The following is a 21862-nucleotide window of genomic DNA, read 5'->3' on the forward strand; positions in this document are numbered from 1 at the left end:
AGGTAAAGAATGAGTGAATCAAAAAATATAGTTTGTATTAAGTGGGGTACTGTTTATAGTTCTGAAGATGTAAATAAATTATATAATATGGTTACTAAAAATACTAAATATAAAATTAATTTTTATTGTTTTACTGAAGATTCACGTGATTTAAATGAAAACATTATTGTAAAACCAGTGCCTGTGTTAAATACTATTGAAGATTATGGAATACGATATGGATATCGTAAAGAAGCTGGATTGTGTGATGATAACTTAGGTGACCTTAATGGACAAAGGGTACTATTCTTTGATTTAGATGTTCTTATTGTCGGTAATATAGATGGTTTCTTTGAATATCCAGAAAATGAAAAGTTCTATATTATTAATGATACTAATAGTAAGGGTAATAATGTAGGTCAAGCTACATGTTATTCTTGGGTTGTGGGAACATTAGGATTTATTAAAGAGTATTATGAACAAAACCCAAAAGAAGTATGTGATAAGTTTCATACAGCATGTCAAGAATATTTATCTGAAAAGGTTATTGAAAAATATGGAAAATTAAATTTCTGGCCTGATGATTGGTTCTGTTCATTTAGATTTGATTGTATTCCTAAATTTATTCCTTTTAGATACTTTATTACCCCAAGTCTTCCAAAAAATATGCCGAATCTAAGTGTTGTTAATTTCCATGGTTATCCAAAACCAGATGAAGCGATAAAAGGTATTTGGCGAGTTAAAAAAGGTCAAAGTTGGAAGAAGCTTTATAAAGTTTGTAAACCAACTCCTTGGATTGAAAAGTATTGGTATTAAAATAATGAGTTTTAATTAATGGAGAATATTATGAAGACATCATCTCAGAAGAGAATAACAATTGGTGTAGGTATTCTTAGTTGGAAATCACATAGAACTTTAGAAAAAAGTTTAGAAAGTTATGAAGAAATAGGTTTTAAAGAGTATTTTGATGAAGTGAAAATTATATTCCAAGAAATAACTCCTGAAGATAAAGAACTAGCACATAAGTATGGATATGATTATGTAGGAACAGATACTAACCTGGGTATTCAGCATGGACATAAATTAATCCATGACAATTTATCTACAGATTATGTATTAGTCTTAGAAAATGATAATCCAATTATTGTTGATAATGATACCTTTACGAAAAGATTATCTCAATCTATTGAGCATTTAGAAAATGGAAATATAGATGTTATGAGATTAAGACATCGATGGAATTTTGGAGAAGCTTTTAGTTTAGAAAAGTATATTAACTATTATGACGTTCAAAAAATACATGAAAAATATTCCTCAAATAAAATAAATTCTTCAATGTTTATTAGTTTAAAAAAATCTATAAAGCGTTTCTTTAGACCTGAAAAAGCACTTAGAATTGCAGGATATTCCATGTATTTTGAGAAAGAACCACAAAAAGTATTTCCTAAATATATAAAAAAAATTGATGATGAGATTTTTTCTGTAGATTCATATATTTTAACATGGACAAATCAAAGTGCATTACTTAAACGTAAATTTTATGGAGAATTACTTGATTATGCATATTCTCATCCTTCATCAAGAACAGCAAATAATTTCCAAGATCTAGAAAAACCATTAAATTGTAAATGGTGGAGAGAACAAAATTATAAAATAGGTGTTTGTGAAGGTATTTTTACACATAACAGATTTGATGATAGTTGGCGTAAAACACATCATGCATATAATAAAGGTATTACAAAATAGAAAAATTGATTTCTAGTCAATTTCTCCATCAACCGCTTCACAAATAATATGCCCAAATAGAATATGAAGCTCTTGTATTCTAGGTGTATTATTTGATGGTACAATCAAGTTTATATCACAATATTTATCAATTTCTCCACCATCATTTCCACTAAACCCAAGAGTTTTACATCCAACCTCTTTTGCGTATTTTAATGCATTAACTATATTTTCACTATTACCACTTGTGCTAATGCCAATTACTAAATCATTTTTATTTGCAAGAGCTTCAATTTGTCTTTTAAATACCATTTCATAACCAAAGTCATTTGATACAGCAGTTATAATACTTGTATCAGTCGTAAGTGCAATAGCAGGATAGCCTTTTCTAACAGTTTTATATTTACAAACTATTTCAGTTGCAATATGCTGTGCATCTGCAGCACTTCCACCATTTCCACAAATTAATACTTTATTCCCATTTTTTAATGTTTCAATTACTAAAGAAGAAGCCTCTTCTAATTTATCTTTTAGTTTATCAAATGTTAATTTAGCAATATCTATATGTGATAAGAACTCTTTTTCAATCATTTTCTGCATTATTCAAAATCCTTTGAATTATTTTGGTTGTACTTTTATTTTCTACAAATTCAACAAGTTTTACTTCTTTTGCTATATCTTCACCTACAACAGTTTTACCAATATAATCACCACCTTTTACTAATAAATCAGGCTGTATTAGTTTTATCAACTCATATGGTGTTTCTTCATTAAAAATAACTACAAAATCAACTGCATCTAGTGCGGCTAATAAATAGGCTCTATCTTCTTGATTATTTATAGGTCTATTTGAACCTTTTAATCTTCTAACAGAATCATCTGAATTTAGTCCTAAAATCAAAATATCACCATAACTTTTCGCCTCTTCTAAATACTTCACATGACCTGCATGTAATATATCAAAACAACCATTTGTAAAGACTATTTTTTTCTTTTGATTAATTAGTCTTTTAGATATAGCTTTTATTTCATCGATATTTTTTATATTTGAAATAGAATTTGATTTATGCAAACTTGATTCATATTCATAAATTTCATCCATGCTAGCAGTTGCACTTCCAATTTTACTTACAACTACACCTGCTGCTAAATTAGCAAACTCTACTGCTTTATCAATATCTAAACCATTCGCAATTGCAAAAGCAATTGATGCGATTACAGTATCTCCTGCACCTGTTACATCATATACTTCTTTTGCAACAGTTGGTTTAATTCTTAATTTATCATCATAAATTGCAATACCATTTTCACTAAGAGTTATTAATGCTAAGTCTAATTGATAATTTGTTTTTAATTCTTTTATTGCTTTTTCAAGAGTTGAATCATCTTTTATATCAATATTTGTAGCTTCAATAGCTTCTTTTTTATTTGGTGTTATTGCATAAGCATTTTTGTATTTATCATAATCATTTCCTTTTGGATCAACAAATACTTTTACTTTATTTTCATTTGAAATAGAAATTATCTCTTGAGTTAATTTTTTAGTTAAAACACCTTTTCCATAATCAGATAAAACAAGAACATCATACTTTGATATATTTTTTGTTAAAAACTCTAATATTTTTGATGCACTTTCATCAGATATATTTTGTGTACTTTCTTTGTCATATCTTAATACTTGTTGTTGTGAAGCTATTAATCTACTTTTTTTTGTAGTTTTTCTATTTTCTTCTTCTATTAGCATATTTGTTTGAATATCAATATTTTCAAGCATTTCTTTTAATTCACTTGCAATACTATCATTTCCAAGTACACTAATCACAGATACTTTTGCACCAAATGTTTTTAAATTATTTAAAACATTTCCTGCTCCACCTAAGGCTTGGTTTTCTTTTTGAATATTTATAACAGGCACTGGTGCTTCAGGAGATATTCGTTCACAACTTCCCCATAAATAATGGTCAATCATCAAATCACCAATTACTAAAATATTAGGCTTTTTATTTTTTAAATTAATCATTATTTTACTTCTTCTTTAAATAGTCTTTTTATTTCCGGAATATACTCTTTAATGCCTTCTTCCATTTCATATCTTGGTTTATAATCTAAGTATTTTTGTGTATCTTCAATATTAGCTTGTGTAAAAAATTGATAAGAACCAATAAATGGATTTTTAATATATTCTTTTCCATTATCAATATTTAGTTCACTTTGCAAAATATCTACAATATCTTCAAAACTTCTAGCTTTTCCTGTTCCCACATTATAAACCCCAGATCTCTTAGGACTACAAGCTTTTATATTTGATTGTATTACATCTTCAATATAAATGAAATCTCGTAATATTTTATTACTTCCCTCAAAAAGTTTAGGAGTAAGTCCTTTTAATATTTGATGTCCAAATTGAACTACCATTGAAGAAGTTTTGTTTTTAAAAAACTCTCTTGGACCATATACATTAAAATATTTTAATCCAACAATTGAAATATTTAAATCTTTTTTTAGATATTCATTTGTGATATTATCCATCATTACTTTTGAAAAACCATAGGCATTATTTGGTGACTCATATCCAACTTCAAAGCGATTACTATCACCATAAGTTGCAGCTGAACTTGCATAAACAACATTTGCATTATGCTTAATTGCAATTTTTAATAAATCTTCATAAGCATTTACATTTGTTTGTATCATTAAATCTTGCTCATTCACTGTTGTATCAGAAATAGCAGCTTGATGAAAAATATAATCAAAAGAATAATTTTCTTCTAAATCTTCTAATAGTTTTTTATCATTAATATCACCACTAATAACATGACCTTTAAATCCTAAAAGATTTTTAAAGTGACCAAAACTTTTTAGGTTACCATTTGAAAATATCTCATTATTCCTAAAAGAGTCTAAGATTATAATTTTTGCATCAGGGTAATAATTTTGAAAGTAAAAAGCAAGATTTGAACCAATAAATCCTGCTCCTCCAGTTATTAAAATTGTTTTGTTATTAAAGTTTATATCAGTGTATTTCACTAAGTGTATCCTAAGCTTTTATTATATTTTTTGTTTCAATTATATCTTCAATAATATTTTTTGTTTTGAGATCATCTATATTGTATGAATATTGGCTAGAAATTAAAATTGAGTTTTTAATTCCTGCATTAAAAGCCATATCAATATCTGATATTTTATCTCCAATCATCCATGAAGTATTTAAATCAATATCATACTTTTGACAAGCTTGAGTAATCATTCCATGTTTTGGTTTTCTGCAAAAACAATTATCATTTGGTGTATGAGGGCAGAAAAAAACATCAAGTATCTCAATTTTATTATTTTTAAACTCTTTTATCATCCATTCTGACAATTTATCAAAATCACTTTGACTGAAATATTTTCTTCCTATGCCAGATTGATTTGTAACAATTATAATTTTATATCCAAGTTTTTGGAAATAAATACAAGTATCAAATATATTATTTATAAACTCAAAATCTTCAATTTTATAAACGTAATGTTTATCAATATTTATTACACCATCTCTGTCAAGAAAAACTATTTTTTGTCTTGTCAATTTTATAATCCTCAGTTATTATAAATAAATATTATTATAACACAATGTATTCTTAATTTAATTAAGAGACTAGTAAGTGAAAATTATATATTGTTTAAAAAAGATTAGTATAAAGAGAAAATGTGACTAAAACTTCAATATATTATAAAAATAAAACAAACCTAATAAAAGAATTAGAAAAAGATGAAAGAATCTTTGTCTTAAAAAAACAAACATTATTAAAAAAACTTTCTTTTGCAAAAAAAGAATATGCAGATATCTATTTTCATTCAGGAACTTTAGATGAAGAAGCAATTTTGAATATTAAAAACTCAAAAAAAACTATTGTAAATTCAAAGCTACTTAAAAAAGAAATCCTTGAAAAAACAGATATCTCAAAAGAGAATATAAAAGTTATCTATCCCAGTATAAATATGAGCTATAAAAAGCCAAAACAAATCAAAGAAGAATTATGTAAAAAATATGATATAGATTCAACGCCAAAGATTATATACTTTACAGCAAATAATTTGAAAACTTCTGGTGTAAAAGAATTCTTTGATATCATTGTCACTTTACGTTCTATGAATAAACAAATTATAGTTTCTTCAGATAAAAATCAAATAAATGCACTAAAGTTTTTAATATCAAAGTACAATTTTGGTGATGAAGTTTTATTGTTAGAAGATTATGAAAAACCAAATAATTTATTTTTAGTAGCTGATATTTTTATTCTTCCAACATATAATAAAAGTTTTGCAACAAATATTTTAAAAGCAATGTATTGTAAATGTGCTGTTTTAAGTACTACAACAAACTATGCAAGTGAGTTGATTGATATTTTTGCAACGATGGAAAACCCTAGTGATCCAAATACTAGTTTTAAAGTTGATGCTCTATTATCAAGAGAAGAAGATTTAAAGCTAATTCAAAAAGAAAACAGAAAAATTGCAAAGAAATATGAATTATCAAAGAATTTAAATAAATTAAACACTATCATAGAGAGTATTTAAATAAATATTAAGATAAATTAGGTAGAATACGCCAATATTTTTCACTATAGAAGGAAGACAAATGTCAAGAAGATGCGCAATATCAGGAAAAGGACCTATGGTTGGTAACAACGTAAGTCACGCAAAAAACAGAACTAAAAAAAGATTTTTACCAAACTTAAGAACTGTAAGAGTTACTTTAGAAGATGGTACTACTCAGAAAATTAGAATTTCTGCTAAAGAGTTAAGAACTCTTAAAAAACACTCATAGAAGGCTAATGAAAGTGCTTTCATGAGCATCTTTAGAAGAGTCAGAAAAGCGCTTGGTTGGGAATTCAAAACAGCCAAGCCTGAGTATGATCTAAACCCTTTAATATACTCTCAACTAAAACCATTTAGACTACCACTCGTACTAGTTCAAGTTATCATGATGATAGGAACACTTGGATATATAATTATTGATGATTTCCCAATTTTAGATGCTATTTATCAAACAGGTATTACATTTACTACTGTTGGATTTGGTGAAGTTGCTGAAATATCACAAGCAGGTAGATTTTTTACAGTCACACTAATAATCTTTGGATTTGCTACTTTTACACTTTCAACTGCTGTACTAATTGATGCTGTAATAAAAGGCCGATTATTTGATTTGTATAAGGAAAGAAATATGCTTTACAAAATTGCAAGATTAAGAAGACACTTCGTGATTTTTTATCACAATGAATATACATTACAATTAGCTAAACAATTCAGGGACAATCAAGTTCCTTTTGTGGTTGTAGATCCTAGCGAAGATATTGAAAAAATTGCAAAAGAAAACGGTTATCCATATTGGGTAAAAGAAGAACCATATAAAGAATTAGCTTTTTTGAAATCACATTTATCTTCGGCAAAAGGTGCAATATCATTATCAAAAAATATTTCAGACAATATTACTTTAATTGCTTCTGTTAGATTATATGAAAAAGAATTAGGACGAAGTCCTTTTTTAATCATTTCAAATGCAGAAACACAAAATGAAAAAATCAGACTTCAAAAATTGGGTGCAGACAAAGTTGTAGCAACTCCGTCTTTAATGGCAAAAAGAGTTTCAGCCATGGCAATTAGACCAGATATGGAAAATGTACTTGATGAGTTTTTATATAAAAGAGATACTCCAATTGATATGGAAGAAGCTTTCGTAAACGAAGACTCTTGGGTAGTTAATAAAGAAATGAAAGATTTACGATTAAGAGATAAACTTAAAGTATCTGTAATTGGAATTACAGAAGCAAAAGGTAGGTTTATTCAAATGCCAAGTGGTTCAGTTGTGATAAGTGCTAATTCAAAATTATTATTAGTAGGTTCACAAAAAGGAATTGCTAGAGCAAAAAGAATTATAAGTTTAAATAGAAAACCAGGAGATGAATAAAATGTTTACAATCTTACCTATAAAAGGTTTTATCGACCAAATTGATGGTTTTTATTGTGATGGTATTAGTGCAGGATTAAAACCAAGTGGAGATAATGACTTAGGTTTTATTTATGTAAGCGAACCTTGTGACGTTCAAGCTGTTTTTACTGAAAATAAATTTCAAGCAGCTCCTTTAAAACATTTCTTACAATATGAAGAAAACTTTAAAACAAACTTTGTTTTAATTAATTCAAAAAATGCAAATGCAATGACTGGAAAAAAAGGTATTGATGATATTGATACTATCTTTTCTCAATTAGATTTTGATTTAATAAACCCAATTATGAGTTCAACTGGAGTTATTGGAAATCCTTTACCTATTGAAAAAATAGTAAATGGTGCAAAATCTTTTGATTTATCATCAAAAAGTGGTGAAAACTTATCAAAAGCTATTATGACTACTGATGCTTATTCAAAAACTTGTATGTATGAAGTAAAACTTGAAGATGGAAGCTCATTTAAAATAGGTGCAGTTGCAAAAGGTGCAGGAATGATTAATCCAAATCTTGCAACTATGTTATGTTTTATTTGTACGGATGCAAATATTCCTGTAAGTGATATGAAAGAAGCATTAAAAGTTAATAGTGAAACAACTTTTAATGCAATTTCAGTTGATGGTGATACTTCAACAAATGATACAGTAATTTTACTAGCAAATAAGAAATCAAACTCATATGAAAAGCAAGCTTTCTTTGAAGCTTTACGATTAGTGATGCATGATATGGCAATGTTAATGGTAGCAGATGGTGAGGGCGCTAAAAAAGCTGTTGCCTTTGAAGTAATAAATGCACTTACTAAAGAAGATGCACAAATTGCTGCAAAAGCATTATCAAATTCACTACTTGTTAAAACTGCACTTTTTGGAGAAGATCCAAATTTTGGACGAATAGCTTCTACAATTGGTGCTAGTAAAATTACATGTGATGAAGAAACTTTAGTTATATCATATAATAATATTATTGTATATAATAAAGGTGAACTTTGCTTTGATGCAATTACAGAAGCAAAAGCTTCAGAAGTATTAAAAGATGATAAATTTAAAGTTATTTGTGATATTGGTTTAGGTGATAAATCATTTACAGCTTATGGATGTGACTTAGGTTATAAGTATGTAGAAATCAATGCTGATTATCGTACATAGTAAAATATTTTTAAGAAAACTAAGAGTATAATTAAATAACAAAAATTCAAAACTAGGATGAAAAATGTTTCACGAACACAGAGAATTAATTACAGAATTAAAACAAAAAGATGCTCATTTTCATAGATTATTTGATAAGCATAATGATTTAGATGAAGAGATTACAAAATTAATTGAAGCTCATGCTGATGATGTTACAATTGAAACAAAAAAGAAAGAAAAATTAAAACTTAAAGATGAAGTTTATAATATAATTATTACATATAAAAATTCTAAATAACTCTACTAATTAAAAGGGCTTAAAGTTTTGCTTTAAGCCCTTTTTTTATGCATTTTTTTCCTCTTCTTTATTCTTACAACTTATGCTAAGCCCTTTTTAGATAAAATAACTTAATTTTATAAAACAAAGGCCTATGTACATGGAAAACCTTTTCGAAAATCAAGATATTATTGATATAAATATTGAAGACTCTGTTAAAGCTTCGTATTTAGATTACTCTATGAGTGTTATTATTGGTCGTGCATTACCAGATGCAAGAGATGGATTAAAACCAGTTCACAGAAGAATTTTATATGCTATGCATGATTTAAATATTACATCAAAATCAGCTTATAAAAAATCTGCTAGAATTGTTGGAGATGTTATTGGTAAATACCATCCACATGGTGATAATTCAGTTTATGATGCATTAGTAAGACTTGCACAAGATTTCTCAATGAGAGCACCACTAATTGATGGTCAAGGAAACTTCGGTTCTGTTGATGGTGATAATGCAGCTGCTATGAGATATACAGAAGCTCGTATGACAAAAGTTGCTGAAGAAGTTATGAGAGACTTAGACAAAGATACAGTTAACTTTACAGCAAACTACGATGATACTATGAAAGAACCTTCAGTTCTTCCAACAAGACTTCCAACCTTATTATTAAATGGTAGTGAAGGTATTGCTGTTGGTATGGCTACAAAAATTCCACCACATAATTCAAATGAATTATTAGCAGCTGTTTTACATATGGTTGATAATCCAGAAGCTACGGCAGATGAATTAATGCAATTTATTAAAGGTCCAGATTTCCCAACAGGTGGAACTATTTTTGGTCGTCGTGGAATTATCGATGCTTATAATACAGGTCGAGGACGTGTAAGAATTAGAGCAAAGCATCATATTGAAACAAAAGGTAAGAAAGAGATTATTATTCTTGATGAATTACCTTACCAAGTAAATAAATCTAGACTAATTGAGCAAATTGCAAACTTAGCAAAAGATAAACAAATTGAAGGTATTTCAGAAGTTAGAGATGAATCTGATAGAGATGGAATTAGAGTTGTAATTGAACTTAAAAAAGATGCAATGAGTGAAATTGTATTAAACAACCTTTATAAATCAACTCCAATGGAAAATACATTTGGAATTATTTTACTTGCAGTTCACAATAAAGAACCAAAAGTATTTACATTGCCAGAATTATTAACTGTATTTTTATCACATAGAAAAACAGTAATTATTAGAAGAACTATTTTCGAACTTGAAAAAGCAAAAGCAAGAGCACATATTTTAGAAGGTCTAAAAATTGCACTTGATAATATTGATGAAGTTGTAAAAATTATTAAAGCTTCTGCTAATGATGCAGATGCAAGAGAAAAGCTTCAGGAAAGATTTTCATTATCTCATATTCAATCTCAAGCTATTTTAGATATGAGATTAGGAAGACTTACTGGTCTTCAAAGAGATAAATTAGAAGCTGAATATCAAGAATTATTAGCTTTAATCGAATACTTAGAATTAATTTTAAAATCTGAAGATAGATTAAATGAAATTATTAGAGAAGAATTAGAAGAAGTAAAAGAAAGATTTGCATCTGATAGAAGAACTGATATTGAAGATTCTTATGATGAAATTGATATTGAAGATTTAATTCCAAATGAGCCAATGGTAGTTACTATTACTCATAACGGTTATGTAAAAAGAGTACCAATTAAATCTTATGAAAAACAAAGACGTGGTGGAAAAGGTAAAACAGCTGTAACTACACACGATGATGATTTCATTGAGAAATTCTTTGTATCTAATACTCATGATACTTTAATGTTTGTTACAAATATGGGACAATTATACTGGTTAAAAGTATATAAAATTCCAGAAGGTTCTAGAACTGCAAAAGGTAAGGCAGTTGTTAACTTAATCAACTTAAGAGATGATGAAAAAATTATGGCAATTATTCCAACGTCTGATTTTGATGAGTCTAAATCTTTAGCGTTCTTTACAAGAAATGGTGTTGTTAAAAGAACATCATTATCTGAATTCTCAAATATTAGATCAAATGGTGTAAGAGCTATTGTTCTTGATGACGCTGATGAAATTGTAACTGCTAAAATTACAGATCCAAGCTCTCAATTCTTAATGATATTTACAAGTTTAGGTCAATGTATTAGATTTGATATTGAAAAAACAAGGGAACAAGGTAGATCTACAAGAGGAGTTAGAGGTATTAAGTTCAAACATGACTCTGATTTTGTAGTTGATGCTGATGTTATTACAGATGAATCACAAGAATTATTACCAATTTCTGAAAAAGGTATTGGAAAAAGAACAACAGTTTCAGAATATAGATTAACAAATAGAGCAGGTTCTGGAGTTATATCAATGAAATTATCAAATAAAACTGGTAATGTTGTTGGAGAAGTTTTAGTTGATGAAACTCAAGACTTAATGGCACTTACATCTATTGGTAAAATGATTAGAGTTGATATGCAAACAATTAGAAAAGCAGGAAGAAATACTTCTGGTGTAATTATTGTAAATGTTGATAAAGGTGATAAAGTTGTATCAATAGCAAAATGTCCAAAAGAAGCTGAAGAAATTGAAGTTGATGAAAATGGAAATGTGATTAGATATACAGAAGATGGTGAGGTTGTTGTAGTTGAACCAGTTGAAGGTTTAAACTCAGTAGATTTAAATACAGAATCAAATGTTCAAGAAACACCATCATTATTAGATGATGAAGAAAATGAAGAAAATAACGAGGAAAAATAAGTAGATGAGAAAATTTAATGTAGCAGTAGTTGGTGCAACTGGTGCTGTTGGAGAAGAACTTTTTAGAGTAATGGAAGCATATGACTTCCCTGTTGCAAATATCGTGCCATTAGCAAGTGCAAACAGTGCAGGTAGTAAAATTGAATATAAAGAAAAAGAATATACAGTATTAGAATTAACTGATACTGTATTTGAAGAAAATGAAGTTGATATTGCATTTTTTTCAGCAGGTGGTTCAATTTCTGAGAAATTTGCAAAATATGCTGTTGAAGCAGGAGCTGTTGTAATTGATAATACAAGTCATTTTAGAATGGATCCAAATGTTCCTTTAGTAGTTCCTGAAGTTAATCCTGAAGATATTACTTTATGGAGAGAAACTGGAATTATTGCAAATCCTAATTGTTCAACAATTCAGATGGTATTATCTTTAAAACCATTAGATGAATTATATGGAATTAAAAGAGTTGATGTATCAACTTATCAAGCAGTTTCTGGTGCTGGAAAAGCTGGTATGGAAGAACTTGTAAAACAAATGCAAGCGTTCTTTGCATTTAATTTAGGTGAAGCAAAAAAAGAAGCTTTTGCTCATCAAATTGCTTTAAATGTTATTCCTCAAATTGATGTTGCACAAGAGAATGGATTTACTAAAGAAGAAATGAAAATGGTAAATGAAACTCAAAAGATTCTAAAAAAACAGATTCAAGTAGCAGCAACTTGTGTTAGAGTTCCTGTTTTAAGATCTCACTCAGAGTCTATTACTGTTACATTTGAAGATAATGTAGAAGTAAATGTAGCTGAAGTAAGAGATTGCTTAGAAAACTTTGAAAATGTTGAAGTTATTGATGATTTAGAAAACAATGCATATCCAATGCCTATTGTTTCAACTGATACAGATATTACTTATGTAGGTAGAATTAGAAAAGATGTTTATGCACCAAATATTGTTCACTATTTTAATGTTGCAGATCAAGTAAGAGTTGGAGCTGCTACTAATTCTGTAAGAATTGCATTAAAATGGATTGAAATGGAGAATGATATTTAATGTTAGAAAGACTTTTTGAAAGTGCAATGTGGAAGACTAGATTATTTATTCTTCTAGCAGTTGTATTTGGTCTTATTGGTGCAATAGTTCTTTTTATTGTTGCATCAGTTGATATTTATGAAGTCTTAATGTACACATTTAATGTTTATGCAAATGGATTACATCCAAAAGATTTTCATGAAGTAATAGTAAGTAAAATAATTGGAGCAGTAGATTTATACCTAATCGCAATTGTAATGCTGATTTTTGCATTTGGTATTTATGAACTTTTTATATCAAAAATAGAAGCTGCTGAAAATAAAGAAACAGGCAATAATATTCTTGCTATTTCTTCACTTGACCAATTAAAAGATAAAATAGCAAAAGTAATTATTATGGTACTTGTAGTTGGGTTTTTCCAAAGAGTATTGCATATGAAATATACTTCTGCTTTAGAAATGTTGTATTTTGCAGTATCAATTATGGTTCTTGCAATTGGACTTTACTTTTTAGGTAAAGTTGGACAAAAAGAGTATAAAAAATAATAGATTAATATTAAGGGTATAAAATGTCAAAGATTTTTGTAGATGCATGTTTAAGAAAAGAAACTCCTTACACTCCGGTATGGATGATGAGACAAGCTGGTAGATATTTACCAGAATATATGAAAGTTAGAGCAGAAGCTGGAAACTTTTTAAACCTTTGTCATAATCCAGAAAAAGCTGCTGAAGTAACTATTCAACCTTTAGATATTGTAGGTGTTGATGCTGCTATTTTATTCTCAGATATATTAGTAATTCCAAATGAAATGGGAATGCATTTAGAGTTTATAAAAGGTGAAGGTCCAATCTTCAAAGATCCAATTAAAAATGAAGCTGATATTGATGCTCTTTTAGGTGGTGAAGAAGCTGCTGATAAATTAACTTATGTTTATGAAACAATCAAACTATTAAAACAACAACTTCCTGAAGATAAAGCGCTTATAGGATTTACTGGAGCACCTTGGACACTTGCTACTTATATGATTGAAGGACAAGGAACTAAAACATACAATCTTTGTAAAAAAATGATGTATTCTAATCCTGAACTATTACACAAGATTTTAAGAAAAGTAACTGAAGTTGTTAAGTTTTATATGATTAAACAAATTGAAGCAGGTGCTGATGTAGTTCAAATTTTTGATTCATGGGCTGCTGCTATTGAACCAGGTAAATATGATGAATTCTCATGGAAATATATGGTAGAAATTGCTGATTATATTAAAGCTAAATATCCTAATATTCCAATTATTATGTTCCCTAAAGGTGTATCTGCATTTATTAATATGGGTGGAGTATATGGAAACTTTGATGTATTTGGAGTTGATTGGGGAACACCAATGGCAATGGCAAAAGCAAAACTAGGTGAGAAGTATGTACTTCAAGGAAATATGGAACCATGTAGACTTTACTCAAAAGAAGAGACTACAAAATGTGTTGAAGTAATACAAGAAACTATGCAAGGTGAGGGACATATATTTAACTTAGGACATGGTATCTTACCAGATGTTCCTGTTGAAAATGCGATACATTTTGTATCTGAATGTAAAAGAGTTTCAAAAAAATAACTCGAATAGAATAGGATAGATATTCCTATTCTACTAGTAAAAAATAGTAATTTTTCTTTCTTCTATTAAATTTAACAAAAAAATCAAAAATCTCTTGACAAACTATAACTTTTTTACTATAATTCCACCCCATTAAAGAGGAATATATATTCCGGCATAGCTCAGTGGTAGAGTAGATGACTGTTAATCATTTGGTCCCTGGTTCGAATCCAGGTGCCGGAGCCATTAACCTTTTTGATGAAACATACAAATTAAATTTATTAGATTCCGGCATAGCTCAGTGGTAGAGTAGATGACTGTTAATCATTTGGTCCCTGGTTCGAATCCAGGTGCCGGAGCCATCTTTTTAAATTTAGACTAAAACTTATACAAATTCCGGCATAGCTCAGTGGTAGAGTAGATGACTGTTAATCATTTGGTCCCTGGTTCGAATCCAGGTGCCGGAGCCATTACTTTTTTATAATCCTACAAAATAACATATTTACAATTATAGTAATCATCACTTAATATTTTTATAGCAGTTTTATTTAGTACATCACTATATGGTATTACATATCTAAACTCAACATCACTTTTTTCTATATTATTTTCTTTGCTATATTTTTTTGCATTATTACAAAAAGTTTTTATATTTTCATCTATAATTGATTTTAATTCAAAAGAATTTTTACATTGAACAATAATTGATTTTTTATTTTTTATACATAATAAATCTAGACCTAGTTTTTTATCTTCATCTTTTAATATTGTAACTTCATAGCCTAAATCTTTATATTTTTTTATTGCTCTACTTTGTAAAGTGAAACCTTTTTTTTCATATTCTTCATTTTTAAGTATTATGTTTTTTCTATTTCTCATATTCATATATTTTTTGAATAATACAATAGCAATAATAATAGGTACAATATGCCAAATATTTGATAATGAAGCCATTATCATGTAACTTATATCTTTATCCATTATAGTTTCTCATTTCGTGCCTTTGGGTGCTTTATTTTAATGTGGATTTGATTATATCATTATCTATGAAATTGTATATTAAAGATATTTGATTAAAAAGCATACAAGATATTTTGTATAAAAATATTATGTTTATATATAATTATATTATTAAGTTTAGGAGTTTATTATCAAATATTTATATATTTTAAAAGTAGGAGAAACCTTTCTTTTAACAAAAGAAAAATTAAAAGATTTTGATACGTGGATATTAAAGTTTTTAAAGAAAACAAAAACTAGAATTAAGATTATTGATATTTTATCTAAAGATAAATTGCCAAATATAAATAGTGCAAAAGGTTTTATAATAAGTGGTTCACATGAAATGGTTACAGATGAACTTACTTGGAGTCTTTTATTAGAAAAGTATATTAAGAAAATCTCTAAAACAAATATTCCTCTTTTAGGAATTTGTTATGGACATCAATTAATTGCAAAAGCATTAGGCGGAAAGAGTGATTTTAATAAAAATGGAAAAGAAATAGGTATTGTAAAAATAAAAAATCTTTCTTTTAAGAATAAAGACCCTTTACTAAAAAACTTTCCTAAAAAGTTTGATGCTTTTGAAACACATTATCAAACAGTTATAAAATTACCTGCAAAGGCAAAAATATTAGCTAAAAACTCAAAAGATAATACACAAGCCGCAAGATTTGAGAGTAATATTTGGGGAGTACAATTTCATCCTGAATTTGATAAGGAAATTATGAAAGAGTATATTTTAAATCAAAAAGAAACAATTAAAGATTTAAGATCTTGTGATATTAGTAATACAGTATTAAAAAACTTTAGTGATATTGTTGAAAAAAAAGTATAAAGAGTTTTACTCTTATATACTTTTTATAACTAAATCTTGTGCTTCTTTGATTAGCAGCTCTAGGTGATCTTCACTTTTAAAACTTTCAGCATATATTTTATAAATATCTTCAGTTCCAGATGGTCGTGCTGCAAACCAACCACTTGCAGTTGTAACTTTTAATCCACCAATGCTTGCATTATTTCCACTTGCATTTGTATAGATATTTTCAATTTCTTCATTTGCTAAAGTTTTTGATGTAATATCTTTAACACTTAAGCTTTTTAATTTTGCTTTTTGCTCAAAACTTGCAGGAGCATCTACTCTTTTATAATAAGCTTTTCCAAACTGTTTTTCAAACTCTTGATAAATAACACCTGGGTCTTTTTCTAATTTTGCAGTAATTTCAGTAGCTAAAAGATTTAAAATTATTCCATCTTTATCAGTAGACCAAACGCTTCCATCAATTCTAAGAAAAGATGCTCCAGCACTTTCTTCTCCACCAAAGGCTAAACTTCCATCAAAAAGTCCTTCTACAAACCATTTAAAACCAACAGGTACTTCGTAAAGCTTTTTATCAATAGAGTTTACAACCTTATCAATCATAGAACTAGAAACTAAAGTTTTTCCAACTCCTAAGTCATTTTTCCATTCTTTTCTATTTGAAAATAAATACCAAATTGCAACAGTTAAATAGTGATTAGGATTCATAAGTCCAACACTTTTAGTTACAATTCCATGTCTATCAAAATCAGGATCATTTGCAAAAGCAATATCATATGTATCTGCTAATTTTATAAGAGATGCCATAGCATAAGGAGAAGAACAATCCATTCTAATTTTTCCATCATGGTCACATGTCATAAACGAAAAAGTAGGGTCAATTTTTTCATTTACAATATCAAGGTTTAATCCATAAACTTCATTTATCTTTTTATAGACATCAAGTCCTGAACCACCAAGAGGATCAACACCGATTTTAAGATTAGCATTTTTAATAGCAGTCATATCAATAATACTATCTAAGGATTCAACATAAGGAGTAATAAAATCATCAATATCTAAAAAATCTGACTTACTAATTTTATCTTGTGCTAATGCTTTTACTTCATTTAGACCATTTTTTAGTATTTCATTTGCTCTTTTTTCAATAATAGAAGTAACATCACTATCAGCAGGTCCGCCATTTGGAGTATTATATTTAAATCCACCATCACTTGGAGGATTATGAGATGGAGTTATTACAACACCATCATTTAAAACATCAGAGTTTTTATTTGCTTCAATAATTGTAAAAGACATTACAGGTGTTGGAGTAAAGGCATCTTCATTTGCAATCTTACATTTTACTTCATTTCCTAAGAAAACTTGTAAAGCAGATATTTGAGCAGGTCTAGATAAAGCATGTGTATCAATTCCAATATGCATAACACCATTAATTCCTACACTTTTTCTGTATTCACATAAAGCTTGTGTAATTGCAAATATATGATTTTCATTAAAACTAGTTTTTAGTGAAGTACCTCTATGACCTGATGTTCCAAAAGAAACTTTTTGATTTTGAATATTCACATCTGGTTTATGTTCATAGTAACATTCAATTAATTCTTCAATGTCTTCAAGTATTTCTTTTGGTGCTTCTTTCCCTGCAAGATTGCTTATCAAATTTTGTCCTTATTTTCATTTAATTGTTTATATATTTATTATTTTATCTAAAGCTTGCTTTTAAAAAATCTTATTTTTTATTTTCTAATTCATAAAAATAATTAGTAGCTTCTACAAAACCATCGATTGAACCACAATCAAATCTTTTTCCTTCAAATTTATAAGCTAATACCATTTGGTTTTTTGCTTGAGTACAAAGTGCATCAGTGATTTGTAATTCTCCATTTTTTCCAGGTTTTGTGTTTTTGATAATTTCAAAAATTTCTGGAGTTAAAATATATCTTCCAATTACTGCAAGATTTGATGGAGCTTTATCATTATCTGGTTTTTCTATCATATTTGAAATAATATGAACACCATTTTCCATAGGTTTTCCTTCAATCACACCATATTTATGAACTTCTTCTTTTGGTACTTCCATACAAGCTACGATACAACATTTATATTTTTCATAAAGTTTAACCATTTGTTTAAGAACTCCATCGCCTTTTGGATTTACACATAAATCATCAGCTAAAATAACTGCAAAAGGATTAGAATCTCCTACTAAAACTTTACCTTTATATATAGCATCACCTAAACCTTTCATTTCATTTTGTCTTGTATATGTAAAAGTACACTTTTCAATAATACTTCTAATATCACTAAGCATTTTTTCTTTTGAACTTCCTTGTATTTGATGTTCTAGCTCATAAGAAATATCAAAATGGTCTGTAATAGCTCTTTTCCCTCGACCTGTGATTATTGACATTACATCACATCCTGCATCCATTGCTTCTTCAACTCCATATTGTATTAATGGTTTAGTAAGTACTGGTAACATCTCTTTTGGCATTGCCTTTGTTGCTGGTAAAAATCTTGTACCATAACCTGCTGCTGGAAATAAACACTTTGTAATTTGACTCATTTTATATATTCTCCTTAATTTTTTTAATTTGCATTTAATATGCTATATTTTTCCCTTAAGCCACATAACTTGATATGGTTCAAGAGTAATTGTTGATTCTTTTTTCATACTATTATCATCACAATAGTTTGAACTTAAAATATCACATAATGGTAATTTTATATCTTTAGGTAATGTAATAGTAACTTCTTCATTAGAGTAATTATTTAAAGAGAGTATTCTTTCTTTTTTATCTACACTAAATTTATCAATTACAAAAACTCTTTCATCTAATTCTAAAAAGTTAAATTGAGTAAATGGATTAAAAGCATCTTCATTTATTCTAATTGAAATCATTCTTTTATACGCATCAAAAATAGTTTTTCCTAAACTTCCCATTGTTGAAAGTTCATTTTCAAGCCAATCAACATTATACTTTTCTCTATTTATAGTTCTATTTATTCCAGAGTGCTTAACACCATCTTTATAATTTTGAGAACCAACTAATGAATGAAAATAAATCCCAGGAACCCCAGGCATTGCTAAAACAGTTGCTTGAGTTACCAGCATTCTTTTTATTCTTAATATTTGCTCATCTTCTGGATTACTTAAAGCATCAATATAACTACAATTCAATTCATAAGGAGTTTTACTTCCATCTTCTTCAGATCTATATGAAACTAAACCACCATGGTCTTTAACTCTTTTTTCAATATTAGCTACTTCTTCATCACTCAAAATCCCTTTTACAGGACGAAGACCAATACCATCATGACTAGCAGTAAAGTTAAAGAAACATACCTTATCACTAGGTAGTTCTAATGTTTTAGCCCAAGTCGTTAATTTTTTAGTGTTTGAGCAAACCATTGAATTTAGTAATAGTGGAGGAAGTGCAAAGTTATAAACCATTTGAGCCTCATCCTCTCCACTTCCAAAATAAGAAATGTTTTCATGATGAGGTACATTTGTTTCTGTAATTATAATTACTTCAGGAGCAACTTCGTGTATTACTTCTCTCATAAGTTGAATTAATTCATGTGTTTGAGGTAAATGAACACAACCCGTTCCTAACTCTTTCCAAATAAATGCAATCGCATCAAGTCGAATTAGTGTTGCACCTTTTTCAACATAGTAAAACATTGCATCAAGAACAGCTCTTAAAACCTTATAACTTTTATAATTTAAGTCAACTTGGTCTTTACTAAAAGTTGTCCATATATTATGAATTTTTCCATCGTCTGCAATATATTCATGCAAAAGAGGTGTTGCTCTTGGACGTACAACTTTACTTAAATCAATTGTAGGATCAAGTTCAATAAAGAAATCTTCAAAATATTTATCACCTGCTAAAAAGGATTTAAACCAATTTGAAAACTGAGAAATATGATTAATAACACCATCAACCATTATTCTATATTCCTTTGACAATGATTCAACTTCTCTCCATGAACCCATATGAGGATCAACAGCAGTATAGTTTACAACTGAAAATCCATCATCTGATGAATAAGGATAGAAAGGTAAAATATGAACTGAATTAATAACTCCTTTTAAATGATTATCCATAAACTGTTTTAAAGTGTCAAGTGCAGGTTCACTATTTCTTGAAACTTGATCTCCATAAGTAATTAAAATGATATCTTTTTGACTTAAATGATACTCTTTTGAATTAATTCTTTGTTTATACTTATAAATTAAATCAATTATTCCATCTATTGCTTTTTGAGCTGTTTCTTCAGGGTATAATTTATGTAGTCTTTTGTTTATATTATGCTTTGGGTCTGAGATATGGTTTTTCATTGATTATCCTTTTGAACATATTCATGAAATTTATCAGAAAAATCAGGTAAAACTGATCTTACTGTAATCCATGGAGATAAAGCAGGAACACCCATTGGGTCTTCATAATATTCACTTGAAGCTTCTTTAATTGCTTCTTGAAAAGCTTCAACTGCTTTAATTTCTTTTTCTCTTATATAATCTAATCCATTAACTTTGCTAAGTGCATTATATTTTGATATTTCAAATCTTGATTCTTGAAAATAGGTTGCAAGTAAAGTTTTAAAAGTAGAAGGAGAAAAGATAACACCTTCTTGTGCCATTACTCTAAAAAGTGTTTTAGCAATATCATTTGCCATTTTATAAATTCCACCATTACTCTCTTGTGAACCTAACTCTTGATGTTTATGTTCATAAGTATCCATGATTTGTGTTTGACAAATTCGTCTGTTTGATGTGTTTTTATAAACTTCACTTAATGTTGAAACTTCAAGTCCCCAAGTTGGAGAAATAGCAATACCCCTTCCCATTGACCTTATAAATGAAAACTCTCCAGAAAGTGCATATCTAAAACTTTCCATATATTCTAAATATCTGCTATGTCCATGAACTTTTTTCAATGAATTAATCAAAGGTGTATAAAGCAATCTTGTAGCTCTTCCATGAAGTTTATTTGTAACTCTTGAATAATAACCTTTATTAAATTCAAAATCTAAACCTGGATGAATAATAGGATAAAACAATCTTGCAGGAATTTCTCTTGAGTAATTAACAATATCACAATCATGAAGTGCAAAAGCATAAGCATCTTTATCTGTTAATCCATAACCTAACATTGTCCATACATTTCTTCCTTTACCTGGAGTATCAAGTCCTGGAAAACCTTCATTTGTAAGTTCAGAATAAAGTTCTTTAATTCTTGGACCATCATTCCATAAAACATCAACTTTACAATGTAGTTGACTCATAAGCTCTTTTACTTCTTCAAATTGCTCTTTAGTCGCTTGATCAAGTCCTAATATAATTTTATATAAATACTTAACATCTTTAAGCTCTTCTATAATTGTATGCATAGCAGGAGTTTGAAACTCTGAATATAAAGCAGGTAATAAAAGAACCATTCTTCTTCTTCTACTAAACTTTATAAGTTCATTTTCCATATCTTCTAAGCTTCTAGCACCTAAGTTTTGAAGTGTTGTTACAACACCATTTTGAAAAAAATCTGACATTTATAT

At 28.2% G+C, this 21862-nt stretch carries 21 protein-coding genes and 3 tRNA genes; 15 read left to right on the forward strand and 9 right to left on the reverse strand.

Annotated elements, in window-relative coordinates:
* The first annotated feature begins 9 nt into the window (after positions 1-9).
* The gene (locus D3Z07_RS00405; RefSeq protein WP_122892784.1) at positions 10-795 is read left to right on the forward strand and encodes a hypothetical protein; all 786 of its coding nucleotides are present in this window, start codon (positions 10-12) and stop codon (positions 793-795) included.
* Between the two features lie 30 nt (positions 796-825).
* Entirely contained in the window at positions 826-1725 is a 900-nt protein-coding gene (locus D3Z07_RS00410) for a hypothetical protein (RefSeq protein ID WP_122892785.1), read from the forward strand.
* Positions 1726-1737: 12 nt separating this feature from the next.
* On the opposite strand, the gene gmhA is transcribed toward D3Z07_RS00410, so the two are convergent.
* Genes gmhA through gmhB form a run of 4 tightly spaced genes read right to left on the reverse strand, consistent with a single transcriptional unit; the run spans position 1738 to position 5272 of the window.
* Positions 1738-2304, reverse strand: a complete 567-nt coding sequence (gene gmhA, locus D3Z07_RS00415; RefSeq protein WP_122892786.1) for a D-sedoheptulose 7-phosphate isomerase — start codon at positions 2302-2304, stop codon at positions 1738-1740.
* Entirely contained in the window at positions 2288-3724 is a 1437-nt protein-coding gene (rfaE1, locus tag D3Z07_RS00420) for a D-glycero-beta-D-manno-heptose-7-phosphate kinase (RefSeq protein ID WP_122892787.1), read from the reverse strand. Before rfaE1 ends, gmhA begins: the two co-directional genes overlap by 17 nt.
* On the reverse strand, positions 3724-4731 hold the full coding sequence (gene rfaD, locus D3Z07_RS00425) for an ADP-glyceromanno-heptose 6-epimerase (protein ID WP_122892788.1): 1008 nt from the start codon (positions 4729-4731) through the stop codon (positions 3724-3726). The genes rfaE1 and rfaD overlap by 1 nt, the downstream gene beginning before the upstream one ends.
* A 10-nt stretch (positions 4732-4741) precedes the next feature.
* Positions 4742-5272: a D-glycero-beta-D-manno-heptose 1,7-bisphosphate 7-phosphatase gene (gene gmhB / locus D3Z07_RS00430; protein WP_122892789.1), complete on the reverse strand. Its 531-nt coding sequence runs from the start codon at positions 5270-5272 to the stop codon at positions 4742-4744.
* Positions 5273-5394: 122 nt separating this feature from the next.
* Here gmhB and D3Z07_RS00435 point away from each other — a divergent pair, with 122 nt between their 5' ends.
* From D3Z07_RS00435 to D3Z07_RS00490, 12 genes are all read left to right on the forward strand, one after another.
* Positions 5395-6264, forward strand: a complete 870-nt coding sequence (locus D3Z07_RS00435; protein WP_122892790.1) for a glycosyltransferase — start codon at positions 5395-5397, stop codon at positions 6262-6264.
* Positions 6265-6325: 61 nt separating this feature from the next.
* Positions 6326-6514, forward strand: coding sequence for a 50S ribosomal protein L28 (rpmB, locus tag D3Z07_RS00440; protein WP_076087535.1), 189 nt, complete (start codon positions 6326-6328; stop codon positions 6512-6514).
* A 21-nt stretch (positions 6515-6535) separates the two neighbouring features.
* Positions 6536-7657 (forward strand): potassium channel family protein, encoded by a 1122-nt coding sequence (locus D3Z07_RS00445; RefSeq protein ID WP_076087533.1) that lies wholly within the window; start codon positions 6536-6538, stop codon positions 7655-7657.
* Between the two features lies 1 nt (position 7658).
* A complete protein-coding gene (gene argJ / locus D3Z07_RS00450) occupies positions 7659-8840 on the forward strand; it encodes a bifunctional glutamate N-acetyltransferase/amino-acid acetyltransferase ArgJ (RefSeq protein WP_122894170.1) in 1182 nt (393 codons plus the stop codon).
* Positions 8841-8904: 64 nt separating this feature from the next.
* Positions 8905-9120: a YdcH family protein gene (locus D3Z07_RS00455; protein ID WP_076087529.1), complete on the forward strand. Its 216-nt coding sequence runs from the start codon at positions 8905-8907 to the stop codon at positions 9118-9120.
* A gap of 139 nt (positions 9121-9259) precedes the next feature.
* Positions 9260-11875, forward strand: coding sequence for a DNA topoisomerase (ATP-hydrolyzing) subunit A (gyrA, locus tag D3Z07_RS00460; protein ID WP_122892791.1), 2616 nt, complete (start codon positions 9260-9262; stop codon positions 11873-11875).
* 4 nt (positions 11876-11879) lie between these two features.
* Complete coding sequence (locus D3Z07_RS00465; protein ID WP_076087524.1) at positions 11880-12917, forward strand: aspartate-semialdehyde dehydrogenase; 1038 nt, start codon at positions 11880-11882, stop codon at positions 12915-12917.
* Complete coding sequence (locus tag D3Z07_RS00470; RefSeq protein ID WP_076087522.1) at positions 12917-13441, forward strand: YqhA family protein; 525 nt, start codon at positions 12917-12919, stop codon at positions 13439-13441. The genes D3Z07_RS00465 and D3Z07_RS00470 overlap by 1 nt, the downstream gene beginning before the upstream one ends.
* Before the next feature lie 23 nt (positions 13442-13464).
* Positions 13465-14502 carry a uroporphyrinogen decarboxylase gene (hemE, locus tag D3Z07_RS00475; protein ID WP_076087520.1) on the forward strand — a complete coding sequence of 346 codons (1038 nt, stop codon included), beginning with the start codon at positions 13465-13467 and terminating at the stop codon, positions 14500-14502.
* A gap of 150 nt (positions 14503-14652) precedes the next feature.
* Positions 14653-14727, forward strand: a tRNA-Asn gene (locus tag D3Z07_RS00480).
* Between the two features lie 41 nt (positions 14728-14768).
* Positions 14769-14843, forward strand: a tRNA-Asn gene (locus tag D3Z07_RS00485).
* A 33-nt stretch (positions 14844-14876) separates the two neighbouring features.
* Positions 14877-14951 (forward strand) — tRNA-Asn (locus D3Z07_RS00490).
* Positions 14952-14967: 16 nt separating this feature from the next.
* Here the strand turns inward: D3Z07_RS00490 and D3Z07_RS00495 are convergent.
* Positions 14968-15462 carry a hypothetical protein gene (locus tag D3Z07_RS00495; RefSeq protein ID WP_122892792.1) on the reverse strand — a complete coding sequence of 165 codons (495 nt, stop codon included), beginning with the start codon at positions 15460-15462 and terminating at the stop codon, positions 14968-14970.
* Between the two features lie 184 nt (positions 15463-15646).
* On the opposite strand from D3Z07_RS00495, the gene D3Z07_RS00500 reads away from it, so the two are divergent.
* On the forward strand, positions 15647-16318 hold the full coding sequence (locus D3Z07_RS00500; RefSeq protein WP_228200595.1) for a glutamine amidotransferase: 672 nt from the start codon (positions 15647-15649) through the stop codon (positions 16316-16318).
* A 12-nt stretch (positions 16319-16330) separates the two neighbouring features.
* Here D3Z07_RS00500 and pgm read toward each other — a convergent pair whose 3' ends face one another.
* The 4 genes from pgm to D3Z07_RS00520 all read right to left on the reverse strand — a co-directional run bounded on the left by pgm (position 16331) and on the right by D3Z07_RS00520 (position 21856).
* Positions 16331-17962, reverse strand: coding sequence for a phosphoglucomutase (alpha-D-glucose-1,6-bisphosphate-dependent) (gene pgm, locus D3Z07_RS00505; protein WP_122892794.1), 1632 nt, complete (start codon positions 17960-17962; stop codon positions 16331-16333).
* Positions 17963-18032: 70 nt separating this feature from the next.
* On the reverse strand, positions 18033-18869 hold the full coding sequence (gene galU / locus D3Z07_RS00510) for a UTP--glucose-1-phosphate uridylyltransferase GalU (RefSeq protein WP_076087512.1): 837 nt from the start codon (positions 18867-18869) through the stop codon (positions 18033-18035).
* A gap of 42 nt (positions 18870-18911) precedes the next feature.
* Positions 18912-20648, reverse strand: a complete 1737-nt coding sequence (locus D3Z07_RS00515) for a sugar phosphorylase (RefSeq protein ID WP_122892795.1) — start codon at positions 20646-20648, stop codon at positions 18912-18914.
* The gene (locus tag D3Z07_RS00520) at positions 20645-21856 is read right to left on the reverse strand and encodes a glycosyl transferase (protein WP_122892796.1); all 1212 of its coding nucleotides are present in this window, start codon (positions 21854-21856) and stop codon (positions 20645-20647) included. Before D3Z07_RS00520 ends, D3Z07_RS00515 begins: the two co-directional genes overlap by 4 nt.
* Between the last annotated feature and the right edge of the window lie 6 nt (positions 21857-21862).

This window comes from Arcobacter peruensis, assembly GCF_003711085.1.
GTDB classification, from domain to species: Bacteria; Campylobacterota; Campylobacteria; order Campylobacterales; family Arcobacteraceae; genus Poseidonibacter; species Poseidonibacter parvus.

Bases quoted from the DNA above. Each gene is read 5' to 3' on its own strand.
- D3Z07_RS00520 (WP_122892796.1), bottom strand. From the start codon at position 21,856: ATGTCAGATTTTTTTCAAAATGGTGTTGTAACAACACTTCAAAACTTA.
- galU (WP_076087512.1), bottom strand. From the start codon at position 18,869: ATGAGTCAAATTACAAAGTGTTTATTTCCAGCAGCAGGTTATGGTACA.
- D3Z07_RS00470 (WP_076087522.1), top strand. From the start codon at position 12,917: ATGTTAGAAAGACTTTTTGAAAGTGCAATGTGGAAGACTAGATTATTT.
- argJ (WP_122894170.1), top strand. From the start codon at position 7,659: ATGTTTACAATCTTACCTATAAAAGGTTTTATCGACCAAATTGATGGT.
- rpmB (WP_076087535.1), top strand. From the start codon at position 6,326: ATGTCAAGAAGATGCGCAATATCAGGAAAAGGACCTATGGTTGGTAAC.
- D3Z07_RS00405 (WP_122892784.1), top strand. From the start codon at position 10: ATGAGTGAATCAAAAAATATAGTTTGTATTAAGTGGGGTACTGTTTAT.
- D3Z07_RS00495 (WP_122892792.1), bottom strand. From the start codon at position 15,462: ATGGATAAAGATATAAGTTACATGATAATGGCTTCATTATCAAATATT.
- D3Z07_RS00445 (WP_076087533.1), top strand. From the start codon at position 6,536: ATGAGCATCTTTAGAAGAGTCAGAAAAGCGCTTGGTTGGGAATTCAAA.
- D3Z07_RS00465 (WP_076087524.1), top strand. From the start codon at position 11,880: ATGAGAAAATTTAATGTAGCAGTAGTTGGTGCAACTGGTGCTGTTGGA.
- rfaE1 (WP_122892787.1), bottom strand. From the start codon at position 3,724: ATGATTAATTTAAAAAATAAAAAGCCTAATATTTTAGTAATTGGTGAT.
- D3Z07_RS00410 (WP_122892785.1), top strand. From the start codon at position 826: ATGAAGACATCATCTCAGAAGAGAATAACAATTGGTGTAGGTATTCTT.
- gyrA (WP_122892791.1), top strand. From the start codon at position 9,260: ATGGAAAACCTTTTCGAAAATCAAGATATTATTGATATAAATATTGAA.
- D3Z07_RS00515 (WP_122892795.1), bottom strand. From the start codon at position 20,648: ATGAAAAACCATATCTCAGACCCAAAGCATAATATAAACAAAAGACTA.
- hemE (WP_076087520.1), top strand. From the start codon at position 13,465: ATGTCAAAGATTTTTGTAGATGCATGTTTAAGAAAAGAAACTCCTTAC.
- D3Z07_RS00455 (WP_076087529.1), top strand. From the start codon at position 8,905: ATGTTTCACGAACACAGAGAATTAATTACAGAATTAAAACAAAAAGAT.
- gmhA (WP_122892786.1), bottom strand. From the start codon at position 2,304: ATGCAGAAAATGATTGAAAAAGAGTTCTTATCACATATAGATATTGCT.